This is a genomic window from Microbacterium sp. NPDC089698, assembly GCF_044749045.1.
Classification (GTDB): Bacteria; Actinomycetota; Actinomycetes; order Actinomycetales; family Microbacteriaceae; genus Microbacterium.
Map to the genome: position 1 here is coordinate 943,783 of NZ_JBIVHE010000001.1, position 19,785 is coordinate 963,567.

The 19,785-nt window shown below is 70.8% G+C and carries 20 protein-coding genes and 1 tRNA gene; 13 read left to right on the forward strand and 8 right to left on the reverse strand.

The annotated features are described in order from the left end of the window. Nucleotides 1-2: 2 nt before the first annotated feature. The gene (locus ACIPY5_RS04485; RefSeq protein WP_309338616.1) at nucleotides 3-953 is read right to left on the reverse strand and encodes a carbohydrate ABC transporter permease; all 951 of its coding nucleotides are present in this window, start codon (nucleotides 951-953) and stop codon (nucleotides 3-5) included. After that, entirely contained in the window at nucleotides 943-1,992 is a 1,050-nt protein-coding gene (locus tag ACIPY5_RS04490) for an ABC transporter permease (protein WP_400967174.1), read from the reverse strand. Before ACIPY5_RS04490 ends, ACIPY5_RS04485 begins: the two co-directional genes overlap by 11 nt. Before the next feature lie 226 nt (nucleotides 1,993-2,218). Here ACIPY5_RS04490 and ACIPY5_RS04495 point away from each other — a divergent pair, with 226 nt between their 5' ends. From ACIPY5_RS04495 to ACIPY5_RS04510, 4 genes are all read left to right on the forward strand, one after another. Then, complete coding sequence (locus ACIPY5_RS04495; RefSeq protein WP_309338610.1) at nucleotides 2,219-3,241, forward strand: hydroxyacid dehydrogenase; 1,023 nt, start codon at nucleotides 2,219-2,221, stop codon at nucleotides 3,239-3,241. 56 nt (nucleotides 3,242-3,297) lie between these two features. Continuing rightward, complete coding sequence (locus tag ACIPY5_RS04500; protein WP_400967178.1) at nucleotides 3,298-4,401, forward strand: LacI family DNA-binding transcriptional regulator; 1,104 nt, start codon at nucleotides 3,298-3,300, stop codon at nucleotides 4,399-4,401. A gap of 70 nt (nucleotides 4,402-4,471) precedes the next feature. Further along, a tRNA-Arg gene (locus ACIPY5_RS04505) sits at nucleotides 4,472-4,544 on the forward strand. A gap of 73 nt (nucleotides 4,545-4,617) precedes the next feature. Further along, the gene (locus tag ACIPY5_RS04510) at nucleotides 4,618-5,205 is read left to right on the forward strand and encodes a hypothetical protein (RefSeq protein WP_400967181.1); all 588 of its coding nucleotides are present in this window, start codon (nucleotides 4,618-4,620) and stop codon (nucleotides 5,203-5,205) included. Between the two features lie 57 nt (nucleotides 5,206-5,262). Here ACIPY5_RS04510 and ACIPY5_RS04515 read toward each other — a convergent pair whose 3' ends face one another. Together ACIPY5_RS04515 and ACIPY5_RS04520 are read right to left on the reverse strand one after the other, a co-directional pair. After that, the gene (locus ACIPY5_RS04515; protein ID WP_309338600.1) at nucleotides 5,263-5,652 is read right to left on the reverse strand and encodes a DUF1304 domain-containing protein; all 390 of its coding nucleotides are present in this window, start codon (nucleotides 5,650-5,652) and stop codon (nucleotides 5,263-5,265) included. 45 nt (nucleotides 5,653-5,697) lie between these two features. Next, nucleotides 5,698-6,396, reverse strand: a complete 699-nt coding sequence (locus ACIPY5_RS04520) for a helix-turn-helix transcriptional regulator (protein WP_400967185.1) — start codon at nucleotides 6,394-6,396, stop codon at nucleotides 5,698-5,700. A gap of 73 nt (nucleotides 6,397-6,469) precedes the next feature. On the opposite strand from ACIPY5_RS04520, the gene ACIPY5_RS04525 reads away from it, so the two are divergent. After that, on the forward strand, nucleotides 6,470-7,210 hold the full coding sequence (locus tag ACIPY5_RS04525) for an alpha/beta fold hydrolase (RefSeq protein WP_400967188.1): 741 nt from the start codon (nucleotides 6,470-6,472) through the stop codon (nucleotides 7,208-7,210). Nucleotides 7,211-7,251: 41 nt separating this feature from the next. Here the strand turns inward: ACIPY5_RS04525 and trmB are convergent, their stop codons facing one another. Both trmB and ACIPY5_RS04535 read right to left on the reverse strand, forming a co-directional pair. After that, the gene (trmB, locus tag ACIPY5_RS04530; RefSeq protein ID WP_400967191.1) at nucleotides 7,252-7,977 is read right to left on the reverse strand and encodes a tRNA (guanosine(46)-N7)-methyltransferase TrmB; all 726 of its coding nucleotides are present in this window, start codon (nucleotides 7,975-7,977) and stop codon (nucleotides 7,252-7,254) included. A 65-nt stretch (nucleotides 7,978-8,042) separates the two neighbouring features. Next, on the reverse strand, nucleotides 8,043-8,897 hold the full coding sequence (locus ACIPY5_RS04535; RefSeq protein ID WP_400967194.1) for a DUF3097 domain-containing protein: 855 nt from the start codon (nucleotides 8,895-8,897) through the stop codon (nucleotides 8,043-8,045). 124 nt (nucleotides 8,898-9,021) lie between these two features. Between ACIPY5_RS04535 and ACIPY5_RS04540 the strand changes: the two genes are divergently transcribed. From ACIPY5_RS04540 to ACIPY5_RS04555, 4 genes are all read left to right on the forward strand, one after another. Further along, nucleotides 9,022-11,061, forward strand: a complete 2,040-nt coding sequence (locus ACIPY5_RS04540; protein ID WP_400967197.1) for a TPM domain-containing protein — start codon at nucleotides 9,022-9,024, stop codon at nucleotides 11,059-11,061. Between the two features lie 68 nt (nucleotides 11,062-11,129). After that, nucleotides 11,130-11,870, forward strand: coding sequence for a PspA/IM30 family protein (locus tag ACIPY5_RS04545; RefSeq protein WP_400967200.1), 741 nt, complete (start codon nucleotides 11,130-11,132; stop codon nucleotides 11,868-11,870). A 1-nt stretch (nucleotide 11,871) separates the two neighbouring features. Continuing rightward, nucleotides 11,872-12,684, forward strand: a complete 813-nt coding sequence (locus ACIPY5_RS04550; protein ID WP_309340483.1) for an arginase family protein — start codon at nucleotides 11,872-11,874, stop codon at nucleotides 12,682-12,684. Further along, nucleotides 12,681-13,136 (forward strand): Fe-S oxidoreductase, encoded by a 456-nt coding sequence (locus ACIPY5_RS04555; protein WP_400967204.1) that lies wholly within the window; start codon nucleotides 12,681-12,683, stop codon nucleotides 13,134-13,136. The genes ACIPY5_RS04550 and ACIPY5_RS04555 overlap by 4 nt, the downstream gene beginning before the upstream one ends. Nucleotides 13,137-13,181: 45 nt before the next feature. On the opposite strand, the gene ACIPY5_RS04560 is transcribed toward ACIPY5_RS04555, so the two are convergent. Then, the gene (locus ACIPY5_RS04560) at nucleotides 13,182-13,646 is read right to left on the reverse strand and encodes an SIP domain-containing protein (RefSeq protein WP_400967207.1); all 465 of its coding nucleotides are present in this window, start codon (nucleotides 13,644-13,646) and stop codon (nucleotides 13,182-13,184) included. Between the two features lie 74 nt (nucleotides 13,647-13,720). After that, nucleotides 13,721-14,425: a tyrosine-protein phosphatase gene (locus tag ACIPY5_RS04565; protein WP_400967210.1), complete on the reverse strand. Its 705-nt coding sequence runs from the start codon at nucleotides 14,423-14,425 to the stop codon at nucleotides 13,721-13,723. Between the two features lie 227 nt (nucleotides 14,426-14,652). On the opposite strand from ACIPY5_RS04565, the gene ACIPY5_RS04570 reads away from it, so the two are divergent. The 4 genes from ACIPY5_RS04570 (at nucleotide 14,653) to ACIPY5_RS04585 (ending at nucleotide 19,780) form a co-directional block, all read left to right on the forward strand. After that, entirely contained in the window at nucleotides 14,653-15,798 is a 1,146-nt protein-coding gene (locus tag ACIPY5_RS04570) for a CaiB/BaiF CoA transferase family protein (protein WP_400967212.1), read from the forward strand. 1 nt (nucleotide 15,799) lies between these two features. Next, the gene (locus ACIPY5_RS04575) at nucleotides 15,800-16,990 is read left to right on the forward strand and encodes an acyl-CoA dehydrogenase family protein (protein WP_400967214.1); all 1,191 of its coding nucleotides are present in this window, start codon (nucleotides 15,800-15,802) and stop codon (nucleotides 16,988-16,990) included. Between the two features lie 159 nt (nucleotides 16,991-17,149). Then, complete coding sequence (locus ACIPY5_RS04580) at nucleotides 17,150-18,088, forward strand: alpha/beta fold hydrolase (protein WP_400967216.1); 939 nt, start codon at nucleotides 17,150-17,152, stop codon at nucleotides 18,086-18,088. 144 nt (nucleotides 18,089-18,232) lie between these two features. Continuing rightward, nucleotides 18,233-19,780, forward strand: coding sequence for an ABC transporter substrate-binding protein (locus tag ACIPY5_RS04585; RefSeq protein WP_400967218.1), 1,548 nt, complete (start codon nucleotides 18,233-18,235; stop codon nucleotides 19,778-19,780). Nucleotides 19,781-19,785 lie beyond the last annotated feature (5 nt).

The window sequence follows — 19,785 nt, forward strand, 5'->3', positions numbered from 1 at the left end:
CCTCAGCCCTTGACGGCCCCGGTGAGGACGCCCTTGGTGAAGTACTTCTGCAGGAACGGGTAGACGAGCAGGATCGGGATGACGCTGATGACGACGACGGCCATCTGGATCGCCTGGGACGGCGCCGAGATCTCGCCGGCCGAGGCGGTGTCGAGCGGGGATCCCAGCAGCACGTACTGGCGCAGGATCATCGACAGCGGCCACATGTCGCTGTTCAGGTAGAGCATCGCGTTGAAGAACGCGTTCCAGTAGGCGACCGCGTAGAAGAGACCGACCACGGCCAGCACCCCTTTGGAGAGCGGCAGCACGATCCGGACGAGGATGCGGAAGTCGCCGGCTCCGTCGATCCTGGCCGCCTCGAACAGCTCCTGAGGCAGCCCCATGAAGAAGGAGCGGACGACCACGAGGTTGAACGCCGAGATCAGCGTGGGCAGCACCAGGGCCGCGTAGCTGCCGAGCAGGCCGAGCTGCTTGACCATGAGGAAGCTCGGGATGATCCCCGGCGTGAACAGCATCGTGAACAGCGCCGTCAGCAGGATGAACTTCCCGAACGCGAGATCCCGACGGGAGAGCCCGTAGGCCATGCCCACGGTTGCGGCGAGCGAGCACAGCGTGCCGATCACGGTGATGAGCATGCTGCGCACGAGCGCGGCGGTGACGATGCCGCCGGAGAAGATCGTCTCGTAGGCGGCGAACGTCGGGTGCAGCGGGAAGAGCACGAGCCCGTTGGCGTTCGCGATGTCGGTGCTGTCCGAGAGGCTCGTCGAGATCACCGTGAGGAACGGGTAGATCGTCGCGGCGCAGATGAGCGTGACCACGACGGCCTTGCCCGTAATGCCGAGACGGCTGGGCTTCTCCATCCAGGCCGGCCGCGCCGACTCGGCGCTGCGGTTCCGGCGTCGGGTACGGGGCATGACGACCGCCCTGGTCGTCAGCTGCACGTCACTTGCCACTGGAGTACACACCTTCCTGGCCGAACAGATGAGCGACCTTGTTGGCGCCGAGCACGAGCGCGAGGCCCACGACGCCCTTCACGAGACCGACGGCGGCCGCCGGACCCCATTGCCCGTTCTGGACGCCGTGGTAATAGACCCAGGTGTCGAGCACCTCGCCCGCCCCGGCGCCGACGTTGTCGCGCTGCAGGACGATCTGCTCGAAGCCGACCGAGAGGATGCTGCCGAGGTTCAGGATGAGCAGCAGGATGATGACCGGCATGATCCCGGGGATCGTGATCGTCTTCATGCGCTGCCAGGGGCCGGCGCCGTCCACCGCGGCGGCCTCGTACAGCTCCTGGTCGATGTTCATGAGGGCGGCGAGGAAGATGATCGTCCCCCAGCCGGCGTCCTTCCAGGCGGACTGGATCGACACCAGGAACGGGAAGAACCAGGGCGTGGTCATGGCTTCGAACGGCTGCATGCCCAGCGCCTGCATGAGATGCGGCACCACGCCCGTCGCCCCGAGCACCTGCCCGAAGATCGACACGATGATCACCCAGCCGAGGAAGTGCGGCAGGTAGACGACGCTCTGCACGAACTTGCGGATCCGGTTCGACATGATGCTGTTCAGCAGCAGCGCCAGCACGATCGGGATCGGGAAGAACAGCACCAGCTGCAGGCCGGTGATCACCAGCGTGTTGCGCAGCGCCTGCCAGAAGGTGGGATCCCCGAAGATCTTCACGAAGTTGTCGAACCCGACCCAGGCGCTGTCGATGAAGCCGAGGTAGGGCTGGTAGTCCTCGAACGCGACGATATTGCCCGGAAGCGGCAGCCAGTGGAACACCACGAAGTACAGGAAGCCCGGCGCGATCAGCAGGAGCATGACCTTGTCACGCTTGATCCGCTCCCAGAGGCTGCGCTTGCGGTGCGCGGGCACGCTCTCGATCCGCACGGCGCGGCGGCGGGCCTTCGATGCGGGACGCGCGGGCTGCGCTCCCGCGGCGCCGTCGCCCTGAGTCGTCGCGCTCTGCACGAACGGCTCGCTGTAACTGCTCATCTTCGACCTCGACCTGAGACGGGGAAACTTCATCGGTTCTCCGCAAGTGCTAGAAAGCGCTTGCTGTGCTGCGAACGTACCCGACGGATCTGCGAGTGTCAACGCCGAGGCCGGATTTCAGCGAAACATTGATTTTCGGGGCGTCGGCGCCGAGCGGCTTCTCTTTGTCGCTGGACGGAATGCATAGAATGCGCTTACTATCTGGATGCAGAACGAAAGGATCGCCGTGGATCACAACCCCCAGACCGCCCTCCCCGCCGCCGTGGTCGTCATGGCGGAGGACTCCTTCCTCGAGGTGTTCTCCGCAGGCGCTCTCGCGCGGCTGCGGAGCACGGTGGAGATCGTGGGGCCTCTTCCGATCACGGACTTCGCCGCACCCGCATCCCGGGAGGCGCTGCGCGAGGCGCGCGTCATGCTGACGGGCTGGGGGGCGCCGCGCATCGACGCGAGCGTGCTCGATCTGGCCCCGCGCCTGGAGGCCGTGGTGCACACCGCGGGCACCGTGAAGACCTTCCTGGACGCGGAGGCGTTCGGCCGGGGCATCAGGGTGAGCACGGCGGCCGCGGCGAACGCCACGCCGGTGGCCGAATTCACGCTCGCGGCGATCGTCTTCGGACTCAAGCGCGCGAGCCGTTTCGCGCATCAGCTGCGCACCACGCGGCGGCATCGCACGGTCGAGGGCATCCCGCCGATCGGGACGAACGGCGTCACGATCGGAATCCTCGGCGCCTCCCGGGTCGGACGAGAGGTCATCGGCCTGGTGTCCCGTCTGGAGGCGCGGATCCTCGTCTGCGACCCCTATCTGACCGCCGCGGAGGCGGCGCGGCTCGGTGTGGAGGCCGTGTCCCTCCCCGAGCTGTGCCGTCGCAGCGACGTGCTCACGCTGCACGCCCCCAGCACGCCGGACACGCGCCGCATCATCGGCGCTCCCGAGCTCGCGCTGCTGCATGACGGCGCCCTCATCGTGAACACCGCTCGCGGCGCCCTCATCGACACGGACGCGCTGTCCGCGGAGCTCGTGAGCGGACGGCTCGACGCGTATCTGGACGTCACGGATCCGGAGCCGCTGCCGGCGGACTCGCCGCTGTACTCCCTGCCGAACGTCGTGATCACGCCGCACATCGCAGGCGCGCTGGGCAATGAGATCCACCGGCTGGGCGACTCGGCCGTGCGCGAGGTCGAGCAGTACGTTGGTCGAGGGATCCTCGCGCATGAGCTCCGCGCCGACGAGCTGGCGTACACCGCCTGACCGACCAGGGCACGACGCGAGGAAGAAGGGCCGCCGGCCCGCGAACGGAGGATGGGATGACGACGCAGGACGATCGCGCCACGGTGGGCGCCATGCACACCGTGACCATGTCCGATGTCGCCGAGCGGGCCGGTGTCTCGTCGGCCACGGTCTCCCGCGTGCTCAACGGCAACTATCCGGTGGCTCAGGCCACCCGCGATTCCGTGAACCGTGCCATCGAGGACCTCGGCTACACCGCGAACGCGCACGCCAGGGCGCTCGCGAGCTCGGCGACGCACAGCGTCGGCATCATCGTGAACGACCTCGTCGATCCGTTCTTCTCCTACATCGTGCGCGGCGTCGAGCAGGAGGCCTCCGCCACGGGCAGGCTCTGCATCGTGGCCGCCTCGCAGGGCGACGTCGACCGCGAGATCGACCTCATCGACCGCATGATCAGCCAGCGCACCGACGCCGTGATCGTCGTCGGCGGAGGCTACGAGGATCCGCGTGCTCGCCGCAGGATGGCCGAGCGCGCGCGCACGCTGGCGGGCATCGGATCGACGCTCGTGCTGTGCGGCCGCCCCTCGGTGGGCGACCAGGCGCCGACCAAGATCGTCGGCTACGACAACGAGGGCGGGGCCTTCGCGGTGACCCAGCACCTCATCGCCCAGGGCCATCGCCGGATCCTCTACCTCGGCGGCCCGGTCGGGCTCTCCACGAGCGTCGCGCGCCTCGCGGGCTTCCGGCGCGCGATGCAGTCGCACGGCATCGACGTCCCCCCGGAACTCGTGCACCAGGGCGCGTTCGGACGTCGTTTCGGCCACGCCACGATGGGCGAGATCCTGGACGGGAACCCGGGGATCACCGCGGTCTTCGCGGCGAACGACCTCGTGGCGGCGGGTGCGCTGGACGCGATGACCGCACGCGGCGTGCGGGTGCCGGAGGACATCTCCCTCGTCGGCTACGACGACATCCCGCAGTCCAGCGAGCTCACCCCCAAGCTGACCACCGTGCACGTGCCGCTCGAGGACATGGGGCGCGAGAGCGTGCGCCTCGCCCTGAGCCGCACCGACGACGCCTTCGGCCGTCACGCCGACGGCGAGATCATCGTGGGAACGCGCCTCGTCGAGCGCGAGTCGGTCGCCGCGCCGCGTGCGACGCCCTGGGCGCCGGGGCGCTGACGGCGGCACGCCCGAACGGCACGCAGCACGTCGGAAACAGCCCGGATCCGATGCTAGGCTCGTTCGGTACGCCTCCGTAGCTCAGCGGATAGAGCGCCGGTTTCCGGTACCGTAGGTCGCAGGTTCGATTCCTGTCGGGGGCACAGACACGAAGAGGGGCCGTCCAGATGGACGGCCCCTCTTCGCGCACACGCCGAGATCCAGCACACTGGGTTCATGACGGTCTCCTACGCCTCGGCACCGGCGCTGCCCCCTGGCACGCCCGCTCACACCCGTTGGGGCTGGATCAACGCGTACGGGGTCGTCGCCATCGCCGTGCTGTCGATCGTGCAGCTCTGGGCGATGAGCGACGTGATGCTGAAGTACTTCCGGGAGATGGCCTTCCTCATCGCGACGGCGCGAACGGCGCCCGGCGGCTACCCGTCCTCGATCGCGACCGGAATGTTCGCCGAGATGATGCCGATGACGATCGCCTTCACCCTGATCGGCCTGGTGAGCTGGGCACTGTTCGCTCTGTGCGTCGTCGCGGCCTATCGTGACCACCGAGACCTCGGCCGGCTGGGCTATCCGCGTCGGTTCCACTGGGCATGGAGCTTCTTCGGGCTCTTCACCCCGTTCGGACTCCTCGTCTACCCGATCGGGCGGGCAGTCGTCGTGCACCGCCAATCCGGGGCCGGCTGGGCACCGATGTGGCTCGCGATCGCGGCCACGACGGTGGGCCTCCTGGTCACCCTCGGCGGGGCGGTGTGGCTGTTCTTCTCCATGTTCGACGCGATCGCGTCGATGCGGGCGATGGTCGCCTGATCTGACCGCCCGCCCTGATCGCCGGGTCCGCTCCTCGGATCGGCCCCGGTCTCGTCGTCAGATCAGCACGGCGCCGAGCAGCGCCAGCACGGCGAGCAGCGGGAACAGGCCCTGAACGGTCGCCGCGCGCGCCTTGCTGCGGTCGGACAGGATCAGCACGAGCGCCGCGGCCAGCATCGAGGCGACCCCCGCCATCATGAGCGTCCAGCCGATGGCGAAGGACGCTGCCGGAGCCACGATCAGGCCGATGACGACGAGGATCGCGAGGAACAGGTTGTAGAAGCCCTGGTTGAACGCGAGCGGCTTGGTGACCTCCGCGGTCTCCGCCGTCGTCCCGAAGACGCGGCGCGTGGAGGGATGCGTCCAGCGCACCGACTCCAGCACGAAGATGTAGACGTGGATCAGAGCGGCGAGCCCTGCGAACACAGATCCCAGGATGAAGAGCATGGGCCGATTCTGCCGCGCGTCGCGCACCGGGGCGAGAGGCGCGCTCTAGCTCCGGGATCCGTGCACGGGTGCGGCGGTCGCGGGCGGTTCCCCGACCTCGAGGACGGTATGCCCCGCGCACGGGGTCGAGGTCACACTGGCGCGCTCGATGCGCGACACGGTGAACCAGCGCATCGCATCGCGCAGCCGGCACCACCCGACGAGGTACCACCGGCCGCTCGTGAACGCGAACAGGACGGGTTCGACGTCGCGCGTGGTCTCCGCCCCCTCCCCCGAGGTGTAGCGGATCCGGACGACGCGCTGATCGGCCATCGCCTCCTCCAGCGCCGACCTGACCGCGCGCGAAGGGGCGGGATGCGCGTCCACCCAGACGCGGTCGGCCAGAGCATCCGCCCTCGCCCTGGTGCGGGGATCCAGGACGTCCACGATCTTCCGGACCCCGGCCGCGGCCAGGTCCGCGTAGGGGGCGTCGGATGCCGCCGACACGGCCGCCATGAGGGCCACCGCCTGTGAAGGAGACAGGCTGACGGGCGGCAGAGTCGCGCCCAGGGCCATCCCGTAGCCGCCGCCGGGACCGGGCCGCGACCAGATCGGCGCCCCGCTGCGCTCCAGCGCGGCGAGATCTCTCTTGACGGTGCGCACCGAGACGGCGAACTCTCGTGCCAACCGCTCGGCGGAGCAGCCCCGGGATCCGCTGCGCCGCAGCATCTCGGACAGGGCGTGGAGTCGCTCTGCGCGCTTCACGGTGCCACTCCCGGGAATTTCATGACATAAATAGTGACACACTGGTGCCCGCAGCGCGGGTGAAGCTGGTGGCATGACACAGACGAAGCGGACCCCCGTCACTCTCCTCATCGCCGGCCATTGGCTGGGCGCCTGGGCCTGGGAGGAGGTGCGCGAGCAGCTGGAGGCCGCCGGCGCGCGCGCCGTCGCCATGACGCTGCCCGGTCTCGACCCCGACGATCCGGAGCGCACCCGGAGGACGCTCGACGACCAGGTCGCGGCGATCCTCGACACCCTCGCTCGACACGGCGCCTCCGCGAGCGGACCCGCGATCATCGTCGCGCACAGCGGGGCGAACTTCCCCGTCACGCTCCTCCTCGACCGTCACCCCGAGCTCGTCCGTCAGGTGGTGTGGGTCGATTCCGGTCCGGTCGCCACCGGGAGCGCCTTCGCGCCCGATCTTCCCGAGGACGTGCCGGACCTTCCGCTCCCCCCGTTCGACGTCCTCGCGCAGCAGGCGAGCCTGGAGGGACTGAGCCCGGAAGCGCTCGCTCGCTTCCGCGAGCGGGCCGTTCCCGAGCCGGGCCCCGTGCTGCGCGAGGCCGTCGTCCTCGTCGACGACGCGCGCAGCCGCATCCCGACCACCCTGGTGTGCTGCTCAATCCCCAGCGCGCAGCTGATGGACCTGGCGCGAGAGGGTCACCCCATGTTCGCCGAGGTCGCGAAGCTCGAGCACCTCGACGTCGTCGACCTGCCCACCGGACACTGGCCCCTGTGGAGCCGTCCCCGCGACCTCGCCGAGGTCATCCGCTCCGCGGCGGGCCGCACCCGATGACGGCGCGAGTTCGGAGGACGTCGCCACCCGCCGCCGGCGGGTCAGCCTCGCGGCACCCGCCGGTAGGTGAGATCGCGGATGTCGCGGCCCTTCGCGATGCCCTTGCGCTCGAACGCCGTCATCACCCGGCCGTCGAAGCGTTCCGCCCACTCCCCTTCGAAGGCGCGCTCGAACTCGGGCGCCTCGTCGAGCACCTCGCGCATCTGCAGCGCGTAGTCCTCCCAGTCGGTGGCGAGGCGCAGGAGACCGCCGTCGCGCAGCGCTGCACCGGCCGTGGCTCCGAAGCCGGGGCGCACGAGCCGGCGCTTGGTGTGGCGCTTCTTGTGCCAGGGATCGGGGAAGAAGATCCACGCCTCGTCGGCGGAGCCCGCGGGAAGGAAGGTGCTGAGCACCTCCGGCGCATTCGCCTCGACGAGCCGAAGATTGCGCACGCCTTCGCGCTCGGCGTCGAGCATCGTGCGCGCCAGCCCCGCACGGAACACCTCGACCGCGAGGAAGTCCCGCTCGGGGTTCGCCGCGGCGGCGGACACGATCGCGTGCCCCTGCCCCGACCCGATCTCCACGGTCAAGGGCGCCTCACGCCCATAGGCCGAGGAGGCCTCCAGCCGCGCGTCGGGGTGCACCGAGGTCCAGGCGACGTCGCGCGGGACGTCCAGCACGTAGAACGCGGCCAGTTCGGCGAACGCCCGCTCCTGCGCCTCGGACATGCGGCCGCTGCGGCGGACGAACGAGACGGGTTCGTCGCGGAAGGTGCGGGGTTCGGGCATCCCTCCAGGGTATCCGCCGTCCGGCGTCGCGCCGGCGCGTCCGGCCCCGCGGGCCGAGCGCCCGCTCATCGCGCGCCCCCGTCGATCGGTTCCGTCACGAAGTCGATGAGCTCCTCGACGCGGCCGAGCAGCGTCGGCTCCAGATCGCGGTAGCTGCTCACCCGGGAGAGGATGCGCTTCCAGGCGTGCGCGATGTCCGCCTGGGACTCGGCGGGCCAGCCGAAGGCCCGGCAGATCCCGGTCTTCCAGTCGGTCCCGCGCGGGATCTGCGGCCAGGCGCTGATCCCGAGCGCCGCCGGCGTCACGCACTGCCAGACGTCGATGTAGGGGTGCCCGACGATGCGGAGGTGCGCGCCGTGCGGACCCCGCATGATCTGCTCAACGATGCGGGTCTCCTTGGAGCCCGGCACGAGGTGGTCGACGAGAACGCCGTAGCGGCGGTCGCGCCGCGGCGGCGCCTCGGCGAGCAGCTCCTCCAGCAGGTCGACGCCCTGGAGGTACTCGACCACGACGCCTTCCACGCGCAGGTCGTCTCCCCAGACCTTCTCCACGAGCTCCGCATCGTGCCTGCCCTCGACGAGGATCCGGCTCGGCAGCGCGGTGCGCGCGCGGGAATCGTCCACGGCGAAGGATCCGGATGCGGTGCGCTTCGCCGCCCCCGCCGTCGAACGCGCGGGGTGCACCAGACGCACCGGCTCGCCGTCGATCATGAAGCCCGCGCCCATCGGGAACAGCCGGCGGCGGCCGCGGTAGTCCTCCAGCTCCACCTGTCCGCCCTCGATCCGGGTCACCGCCCCGCAGAAGCCGTCCACCGCGACCTCGACCACGAGGTCCTTCTCTGCCGCCACGTCCGCGGCGACCTTCGCGCCGCGCTCGCGCCAGCCCTTGGCGAGCACATCGGATCCGTACCTGTCGTCCATCGCGACCAGCCTACCGAGGGCGCGTCCGCCCTCCGCGGCCACGGCCTCGGCGGGACAGGAGAAACACAAGGACGCACGCCCTAGACTCGCTCCAGGGGCCTTCCGGGTCCCGGGAGGAGCGAAGATGCGCGCGCGGTGGGCTGTCGTCGTCGGTGTGGTCCTGGGTGTGCTCGGCATGTCCCTCTTCTCCGCTCCGGCGCTGGCCGATGCCGGGTCCTCCTCCGTCGAACCCCGCCCCTCTTCCGCGGAGCCGCGCCCGGCCACCGCTCCGGTGACGCTCGGATCCGAGTTCGTCACGGACCTGGTCGGCGCGCTGGGCTCCTCCGAGGCGAACGAGCTCAACGACAGGCTCGAGACGCTCAGCCGCGACAAGAACATCCAGCTGTTCGTCGTGTTCGTGGATGCGTTCTCGAACCCCGACAACAGCCAGGAGTGGACGAACCAGGTCGCCGTGGACAACGGCCTCGGCCAGCAGCAGTACCTCCTCGCGATCGCCACCGAGTCGCGGCAGTACTACCTGTCCGCGGACAAGGCCGGGCCGGTCCCGCTGACCCGCGTCGACCAGATCTCGCGGTCGCTCGTGAACGATCTGCGCGACAAGCACTGGGCCGCCGCCGTGAACACCGCGGCGGACGGCTTCGGGGGATCCGGCTCCTCGGGCGCGGATCTCGGCGGAATCCTGCTGGTCGTCCTCTGCGTCCTCGCGATCATCGCCGCGATCATCGTGCTCGTGGTGATGCGCCGCCGCGCCGCGGCCAGGGTCAAGCCCGCCGCGACCCAGCCGGTCGGCGATCCGCTCGACGCCATCAGCGACGAGGAGCTGGCCAAGCGCGCCGGGCTCGCCCTCGTGCACACCGACGACGCGATCACGTCCTCCACCGAAGACCTCGGCTTCGCGACCGCGCAGTTCGGCGACGCCGCGACGAGCACGTTCACCGATGTGGTCGCGAAGGCCAAGGGCAAGCTCGACGAGGCGTTCTCCCTCAAGCAGAAGCTCGACGACGAGATCCCGGACACCGACCAGCAGCGCCGCGACTGGCACCTGCAGATCATCCGGCTGTGCGAGTCGGCCGACAACGCGCTCGACGCGAACGTCGCCGCGTTCGACGAGCTCCGCAAGCTCGAGCAGAACGCGGAGCAGGCGCTCGCCCAGTTGAAGAGCCATCGCGCTTCGGCGGCCTCCGCCGTGGCCGCCGCGCCCGGCGCGCTCCAGGCGCTGGCCGCCGTGTACGACGCCTCTGCGCTGCAGACGGTCGCAGGCAACCCGGCGGAGGCCGCAAGCCGGCTGGAGCTCGCCGACGCCAACATCGCGCAGGCCGGCGAGCTCGTCGCTCAGGGGAAGCGCGGCGAGGCCGCCTTCGCGATCCGCACCGGCGAGGAGGGCGTGCTGCAGGCCGCGCAGCTGGCTGCGGCCATCACGACGCTGCAGAGCGACCTCGCCGCGACCGAGTCGCAGTCGCAGGCCCTCATCGCGAACCTCGAACAGGACCTCGCGGGTGCCGCGGCGCTGCCCGCCTCCCCGGAGCTGAGCGCCGCGGTCGCCGCGACCCGCACGGCCCTGGACCAGGCCCGCACCGACGCCACCGGCACCGGACGCCGCCCTCAAGCGGTGCTGGAGTCGCTGACCGCCGCCAACACCCGCATCGACAGCACGGTCGATGCGATCCGCAACGCCCAGCAGCAGGCCGAGCGCGCCCAGCAGGTGCTGGAGCAGACGCTCACGCAGGCCCGCGCGGAGATCTCCACGGCCAACAGCTACATCACCACACACCGCGGAGCGATCGGCCCCGATGCGCGCACGAGGGCCGCCCAGGCGTCCGCGGAGTACGACCAGGCGGAGGCGGCGCGCGTCGCGGATCCGAACAGCGCCCTGCAGCACGCGCAGCGCGCGATCGCCCTCGCCCGCGAGGCGACCCAGCTCGCGGCGGGCTCGATCGACTCGTGGGGCAACGACGGCGGCTGGGGCGGCGGAAACCGCAGCGGCATGGGCGACGCGATCCTCGGCGGCATCATCGGCGGCATCCTGTCCGGTGGCGGTGGCGGGCGCTCCGGCGGAGGCTGGGGCGGAGGCGGCGGCTGGCGCTCCAGCGGCGGAGGCGGAGGCGGATTCAGCCCCTCGAGCTTCGGCGGAGGCGGACGCGGCGGATCGGGCGGCCGCTTCTGACACCCCGCATCTTCAGCTTCTCCTCACGTGCACGACCCCATCGACCGGAAATCTGGAAAGGACATCCCATGACCAAGCAGTCCATCTTCGGCCGCATCTCCACCCTGGTGAAGGCCAACGTCAACGCGCTCATCGATTCCGCGGAGGACCCGCAGAAGATGATCGATCAGCTGGTCCGCGACTACACCAACAACGTCGCGGACGCCGAGTCGGCCATCGCCGAGACGATCGGCAACCTGCGCCTGCTCGAGCGCGACCACCAGGAGGACGTGCAGTCCGCCGCAGAGTGGGGCAACAAGGCCCTCGCCGCCAGCCGCAAGGCCGACGAGCTGCGCGGGGCGGGCAACATCCCCGACGCCGACAAGTTCGACAACCTCGCCAAGGTCGCCCTGCAGCGCCAGATCAGCTCGGAGCAGGAGGCGCGGACGGCCGAGCCGCAGATCGCGGCCCAGACCGAGATCGTCGACAAGCTCAAGACCGGCCTGAACGGCATGAAGGACAAGCTGGTCGAGCTGAAGAACAAGCGCAGCGAGCTGCTCGCCCGCGCCAAGGTCGCCGAGGCGCAGACCAAGGTGCAGGACGCGGTGTCGTCGATCAACGTACTCGACCCCACCAGCGAGCTGGGCCGGTTCGAGGACAAGGTCCGTCGCCAGGAGGCGCTCGCCCAGGGCAAGGCGGAGCTCGCCGCGTCCAGCCTCGACGCGCAGTTCGAGAGCCTCGAGGACATCGGCCAGCTGACCGAGGTCGAGGCCCGTCTCGCGGAGCTCAAGGCCGGATCGACCAAGCCGCAGGAAGCGCTCGAGGGCTGAGATGACCCGCTTCCTCGTCGTCCCGCAGTGGCAGGGCTCCCCTGCCCCGCGGGCGATGCTGCTCACCGAAGGGGCGTCGGCGATCGCCGGCGACCTGCCCAGCGCGCGTACGACGGTGCTGGAGATCCCGCTCGAGGCCGGCGATGCCGAGGGCACGGGCGTGCACAGGCTCAGCAGCCTGCGCCGCACGAGGGAGCTCATCGAGGAAGCGATCACGGCACATGCCGAGCCCACGCTCGTGGTGGGCGGTGACTGCGGCGTCAGCGTCGCCGCGGTCGCCGCCCTCCCCGGCGCATTGCACGACGTCGCGATCGTCTGGTTCGACGCGCACCCCGACCTGCACACCCCCGAGTCCTCCGTCTCCGGTGCCTATGCGGGCATGGCCCTGCGCGCCCTGCTCGGCCACGACTCGTTCCCGATCGACGGCCCCTCTGGACTCACCCCCGAGCGCACGGTGCTCGTGGGCGCCCGCTCCGAGGACGACGCCGAGAGCGCGTATCTCGCGACGTCGGGGATCGTCCGGCTCGACGATGTCGACGACGCACGGGCTCTCGCGGCGGCGGTGGCCGCCACCGGGGCCTCCCGCGTGTACGTGCACATCGACGTCGACGTGCTGGATCCGTCCGAGCTCGCGGGCGTCTCCTCCGCGGTGCCGTTCGGCCTGCGCACGGCGGATGTCGTCGGCGCGGTGAAGGCGCTGCGCGAACAGCTCCCGCTCGCAGGCGCGACCATCGCCGGCTTCGCTCCGCGCTCCCCGGGAGATGCGGTGCAGGACCTCGGTGCGATCCTGCGCCTGATCGGCGCCCTCGCGTGACGGCGGGCGACACCGCCCGCATCGCCGCGATCGAGGCCGAGGCCGCAGAGATCCTGGAGCGCGGCCGACGACGTGACCTGCGCCTGCCCTCCGTGCTGCTGCGCTCCCCGATCAGCCGGCTCGGCTACGCCTGGGGCATGGCCGTGGGCTGGATCTGGGGCGGGCTGTGGAGCACGGGCGAGGTCGAGCGCCGTGAGGGACTGTGGATCTTCCGCGGCATGCCCGAGTGGACGTTCGCACGCGGCGGCGTCTGCGTCGCGGGCTGCTATCTCACCGGCGACACGGTGCCGGACGACCGCGTGCTCCGGCACGAGGCCGTGCACAAGAAGCAGTGGCTGCGCTACGGCCTTCTGATGCCGTTCCTGTACCTGCTCGCCGGGCGGGATCCGCTGCGCAACCGCTTCGAGATCGAGGCCGGCCTCGAGGACGGGCACTACCTGCCCCGGCGCTGAGCCGGGTCCACGGCCCGGGCCTTCGGGCGGCCGCCGATCTCCGGGTCAGAGCAGTCGGAAGCGCTCCGGCGCGGTGATCCGCGCGGGGTCCATCCCCAGACGCTCCGTGAGGTGCTCCGCGATGTCCGCGGTGCCGAGGAAACCGCCGAGCAGCGTCACCGTGGTGTGCTCCTCCGCGCCGTCGCACAGCATCTCGTCGGCCCAGGCGATCGCGGCGCGCGAGGCAGCCATGCCCTGGGGGCACCGGCGAGCGGTTCCGGGGGCGCCGGAGCGGGTGGCGCGCGGAAGCCAGGTGACGGTCATCCGGGGCGGGACCGAGACCGTGGAGATCGATTCCGCATCCGGGACCTCGATGAACACCCGACCCGTCGCGCACAGCGGCAGCGTCGACAGCTCCGCTTCCAGCTCTGCCAGGGATCGCTCGTCGGCGACGATCAGATACTGGGCCTTCGAGGAGCGACGCAGGGCACGGCGCTCGGCGCGTGCAGTGGTGCGGATCGCAGTGGTCATGATGCCTCTACGATATCACCGAATGAAGGGTTGCCTAACCTACCTCCGCCGCACGGCCGGAGGGCGGCGCGCGACTACCCGACCAGCGCCGCCCCGAGCGACTCCAGCTCGGCGCGGGTCAGCCCGGAGGCGAGCAGATAGTCCGCGACCGACCCGTGCTGCTCGTCGATGCCCCTCAGCAGCTCGCGCATGACCGGCGCCGGAGACTGCGTGGCGACCGCGATCGCGTCGTGCGCGATCGGCAGGCGCTCCTCGAGCCACTTCGCGATCGCCCGGTTGCGGGACTCCGGAAGCTGCGAAGCGGTCAGCGCGTAGTCCTCCACGATCGCCTCCCGGTCCGCCCCGACGGCGGCGAGCGCCAGCGCCACGCTCACGCCCGTGCGGTCCTTGCCGAGCGTGCAGTGCACGAGGGTGGGCTCCCCCGCCGACAGGATCCGGACGACCTGCACGATGCGGCCCGCGCCGTCCTCGACGATGCGCCGGTACAGGCCCGCGAGGCTGACATCGCCCATCAGGAAGGAGGCGACGGATCCCGCGAAGAGCGGGATCCGGTCGATGCGCAGCCCCGGCAGCGCGCACGGCTCGGCGTTCACCTCGCTGTCATCGCGGAGATCGACGACGCGCGAGACCCGCTCGGTCAGGAAGGAGTGCGCATCGGGCCCGACGTGCGCGAGGTTGCCGGAGCGGAACAGCACGCCCTCGCGGATCCGGGAGGCGCCGGCGGGGATGCCGCCGACATCGCGCAGGTTCGAGATGCCGGGCACGTCGAGCAGGATCATCTGCGCCTCCTCACCGTTCGCGTTCGCCGTCCCCTCCAGCCTAGGGCGTGTCCGGGGGCACGGCCGCAGCCGTCCGTAGGATGGGAGCCGTGCGGGACAGCCGGTGAGAACCATGTCCCAGTTCTGGCTGCTCCGGCACCGGTTTCTCAGCCAGAAGTGGGACATGGCGTGGCCGGAAGTGGGACACGGTAGGCGGGGCGGGCGAGGAACGGCGAAGGAGCTGGCGGATGAGCGGGGAGACCGAACGGCGCGGCGTTCTCGACGGCGTGCGCGTGGCCGACTTCTCCCGGGTGCTCGCCGGTCCGTACGCCACCATGACGCTCGCCGACTTCGGCGCCGACGTGCTGAAGATCGAGCCGCCGGACGGTGACGACACCCGGCATTGGCACCCGCCCGTCGATGCCGACGGCACCGCGACCTACTTCGGCAGCGTCAATCGCAACAAGCGCTCGGTCGCGCTCGATCTGACCGTCGAAGCCGACCGCGCCGAGGCGCTGCGGCTCGCGCTCACCGCGGACGTCGTCATCGAGAACTTCCGCCCCGGCGTCATGGAGCGCTTCGGCCTGGACTTCGCCGCGGTCCACGCCGCCAATCCCGGCGTCGTCTACTGCTCCATCACGGGTTTCGGCGACGGCCCCGGCGCCTCGCTCGCCGGCTACGACCTGCTCGTGCAGGCCGTGGGCGGCCTCATGTCCATCACCGGCGATCCGGAGGGCACGGCGGCGAAGGCCGGCGTCGCCCTCGTCGACGTGCTGTGCGGGCAGAACGCCGTGGCCGGGATCCTGCTCGCCCTGCGCGAGCGCGACCGGACGGGTCTCGGCCAGCGGGTCGAGGTGTCTCTGCTGCAGAGCCTCCTCTCCGCCCTGACGAACCAGGCCGCCTCGACCCTCGCCACCGGCATCCCGCCCCGCCGTCTGGGCAACGAGCATCCCTCGATCGCGCCCTACGCGCTGTTCCGCGCGGTCGACCGCGACCTCGTGATCGCCGTCGGCAACGACAAGCAGTTCCGTGCGCTGGCCGAGGCGCTGGGGCTCCCCTCGCTCGCCGCAGACCCTCGGTTCCTCCGCAACGCCGACCGGGTCGCGCACCGCGACGCCCTCACGACGCTGATCGAGGGCGGCCTCGCGGGTGCCGAGGCCGCGCACTGGATCGACCTGTTCCGCGCGGCGGGGATCCCCGCCGGCCTCGTGCACGACGTGGCGGAGGCGATCTCCTTCGCCGAGGGCCTGGGCCTCGACCCCGTGGTGACGCTCGGCCCCTCGCGCACCATCGCGAATCCGATCCGGCTCGGAGACTCCCCCGCGGCGTATCGCACGCCGCCGCCCGCCCTGAACGACTCCGCGCCCGCCGCCTGGCGCACCGAAAGGACCTGAGATGACGACCGCTCCCCGCATCGACGCCGTGTTCGACTTCGACGCCCTGCTCACATCCGAGGAGCGCGACTGGCAGCAGCGCGCGCGGACGTTCGCGCAGGAGCGGATCCAGCCCGTCATCGAGGACGACTTCGAGAACGCGCACTTCCGCCGCGAGCTCATCCCGGAGCTCGGCGCCGCCGGGTTCCTCGGCATGCACCTCACCGGATACGGCTGCGCCGGCGCGGGCGCCGTCTCGTACGGCCTCGCCTGCCTCGAGCTGGAGGCCGCGGACAGCGGCTGGCGCACCTTCGTCTCGGTGCAGGGCTCGCTCGCGATGAGCGCGATCGCGAAGTACGGCTCGGAGGAGCAGAAGCAGGCGTGGCTGCCGCGCATGGCGACGGGAGACGCGGTCGGCTGCTTCGCGCTCACCGAGCCGCAGGGCGGCAGCGACCCCGCCGCCATGACGACCACCGCGCGCCGGGACGGCGATCACTGGGTGATCGACGGCGCCAAGCGCTGGATCGGGCTCGCCTCGCTCGCCGATGTCGCCGTGGTCTGGGCGCGGGTGGACGATCCTGCCCTCGGCGAGGGCGGACGGGCCGTGCGGGGCTTCCTCGTGCCGACCGCGACGCCCGGTTTCACGGCGACCCCGATCACCGGGAAGCTGTCGATGCGCGCCTCGGTGCAGTGCGATGTCGCGCTCGACGGCGTCCGGATCCCTGCGGACGCGATCCTTCCCGGGGCTGAGGGCCTGTCCGGCCCGTTCGGCTGCCTGAACGAGGCCCGGTACGGCATCATCTGGGGCGCGATGGGAGCGGCGCGCAGCTGTCTCGAAGCCGCTCTGGAGCGCGCGACGAGCCGCGAGGTGTTCGGCAAGCCGATCGGCGCCAACCAGCTCACGCAGGCGAAGCTCGCCGACATGCTCCTCGAGGTCGAGAAGGGGATCCTGCTCGCGCTCCATCTGGGACGGCTCAAGGAACGCGGCGCACTGACCCCCGCGCAGATCTCGGTGGGCAAGCTGAACAGCGTGCGCGAGGCCCTCGAGATCGCGCATCAGGCGCGCTCGATCCTGGCCGGCGACGGCATCACCAACGCCTATCCGGTGATGCGCCATGCGGCCAACCTGGAGTCCGTCCGCACCTACGAGGGCACCGACGAGATCCATCAGCTCGTGATCGGCCGGGCGCTCACGGGTCTGAGCGCGTTCTGATCCGGATCCGCCGCAGGATCACCTCACAGTTCCGGACCGGATCGATCTGCCTCGTTAATCGCGCCTCTTTGACGCGTATAGGTCATCACACTGAGCTCTTTGTTACGCACTCTGATCTCTCGTTTCGCGCCGACGGCTGCACAGGAGCACAATGAGGGCGTGTCCCACGTCGCACCAGAAGAGATCACCGAGTTCTCCTTCCTCGCCGGTCAGGCCCGCGCGCTCGGCGCGGAGGTCCCGCCCGTCCGGCGTCTGAGCCTGCCCCTCCCCGACGGCCGCACGCTGAGTGCGCTGCGCTTCGGCGACGAGCCCGTCGAAGTGACCCTGCTGCACGGCGCCGGCCTCAACGCGCACACCTGGGACACCACGGTGCTCGCCCTGGGCCGGCCCGCGCTCGTGCTCGACCTCGCCGGGCACGGCGACTCCTCCTGGCGCGAGGATGCCGACTACACCGGCCGCACGCTCGCCGCCGATGTCGTCGAAGCGCTGCACGCCTGGGCGGATCGCCCGCAGGTGCTGGTCGGACAGTCCCTCGGCGGGCTCACCGCCGCGGCCGTCGCCGCCCGCGCCCCCGAGCTCGTGCGCGAGCTCATCGTCGTCGACATCACCCCCGGCGTCGACCAGAGCGGGGGCCCTGCGGCCCTGCGCGAGTTCTACCGCGTGGTGGACGCCGCCAGCAGGGACGACCTCGTCGACCGTGCGCAGCAGTTCGGTTTCGGCGGATCCCGCGAGGACACGGCGCGCGGCGTCTTCCTCAACACGCGCGTGAGGGCCGACGGCCGGGTGGAGTGGAAGCATCACTTCGCGCACATCGCCGCCCGGCTGCTGGAGGCACCGCCCGCAGGGTCGCCGTCCTCCGCGCCGTCGCCGACGATCCTCGGGGAGCACGGCTGGGCGGATCTCGACACCGTCGCGGTCCCGATCACGCTCGTCCGCGCCGGACGCGGATTCGTCTCCGACCATGCGGAGCAGGAGTTCCGCACCCGTCTCCCCGGTGCCCGTGTCCTGCACCTGGTGGGCAACCACAACCTGCAGGAGACCGCACCCGCCGCCCTCGCCGAGATCATCCGCACCGCCGCGGACAGCACCGGTCCCTGACGCCCGCGCCGCACCACCCCCGGAATGTGACGCCGCGTCTCAGCGGCCGCGCTCCCCGCCGAGGGGCCGCCCTAGGCTCGACCGCACAGCACGACCCGCACGACCCGCACCGCATCCACAGCACCGCCCGAGAGGATCCCCCGCATGCACCGCACCCGCGCCGCCCTCGCCTCGCGCCGGCCCCGCGCGCCGCGCCGCGCCGCCGTCGCCCTGCTCACCGGCCTGACGGCCGCCGCCCTGATGCTGTCCGCCTGCACCGGCTCCCCCTCCCCCGCGGGAAGCAGCTCCGCCGGCGCCGCCGACGCGAACGCGACCCTCACGGTGGGGCTCGTGCTCGAGCCTTCGAGTCTCGACATCCGGCACACGAGCGGCGCCGCCCTCGAGCAGGTGCTCGTCGACAACATCTACGAGGGTCTGGTCAGCCGGACGCAGGACAACAAGATCATCGACCGGCTCGCGAAGAGCCACGAGATCTCGTCCGACGGACTCACCTACACGTTCGTGCTCAACGACGGCATCACGTTCCACAGCGGTGCCACGCTCACCTCCGCCGACGTCGTCGCCTCGCTGCAGACCGCCAAGGACGACCAGACCGTGCAGGGACATGCCGATCTCGCCGGCGTCGCCTCGATCGCGGCGAAGGATGACAAGACCGTCGTGATCACCCTGAGCCAGCCGAGCCAGAACTTCCTGTTCAGCCTCACCGGCACGGCGGGGCTCGTGTTCCAGAAGGGGGACACGACCGATCTGCAGGCGGCCGAGAACGGCACGGGTCCGTTCACCCTGACGCAGTGGAAGAAGGGCGATTCGCTCTCCTTCGCCCGGAACGACAAGTACTGGGGCACGAAGGCGGGTGTGAAGAGCATCGTGTTCGACTACATCCCCGACTTCACCGCCGGAGTGAACGCCGCCCAGAGCGGCACCCTCGACGTGCTCACCGCGGTCGACGCGAACCTCGCCCCGCAGCTCGATGGAAAGTTCGCCATCACGAAGGGCAAGACCACCGACAAGGGCACTCTCGCGTTCAACAACGCCAAGGCGCCCCTGAACGACCAGCGCGTCCGCGAGGCGCTGCGGCTGGCGATCGACCACAAGGCGATCATCGAAGCCCGCGGCGTCGGCACCACGCTGTACGGCCCGATCCCGCAGCTCGACCCCGGCTACAAGGACCTGTCGAGCACGGCGCCGTACGACCCCGAGAAGGCCAAGGCGCTGCTCAAGGAGGCCGGCCAGGAGAACCTCTCGCTCACGCTCACGATCCCCTCGTTCTACGGCACCACGGTTCCGCAGCTGCTCACGAGCGACTTCAAGAAGGTGGGCGTGACCCTCAAGGTGGACTCGGTCGAGTTCCCCGCCTGGCTGGACACCGTCTTCACCAAGCACGACTACGACCTCAGCTTCGTGCTGCACGTGGAGCCGCGCGACTTCGGCAACTTCGCCAACCCGGACTACTACTTCGGCTACAACAATCCCGAGGTGCAGAAGCTCTACGCCCAGTCGCAGACCGAGCTGGACCCGAAGAAGTCGGCCGACCTGCTCTCCCAGGCCGCCGAGATCGTGGCCAAGGACGCCGCCGCGGACTGGCTGTACGAGGATCAGACGCTGACCGCGGTGCGCCCCGGTGTGAACGGTTTCCCGAAGGACTCGATCAACTCGCGGCTCGATCTGCGCGGCGTCACCGTCTCGAAGTAGCCTCG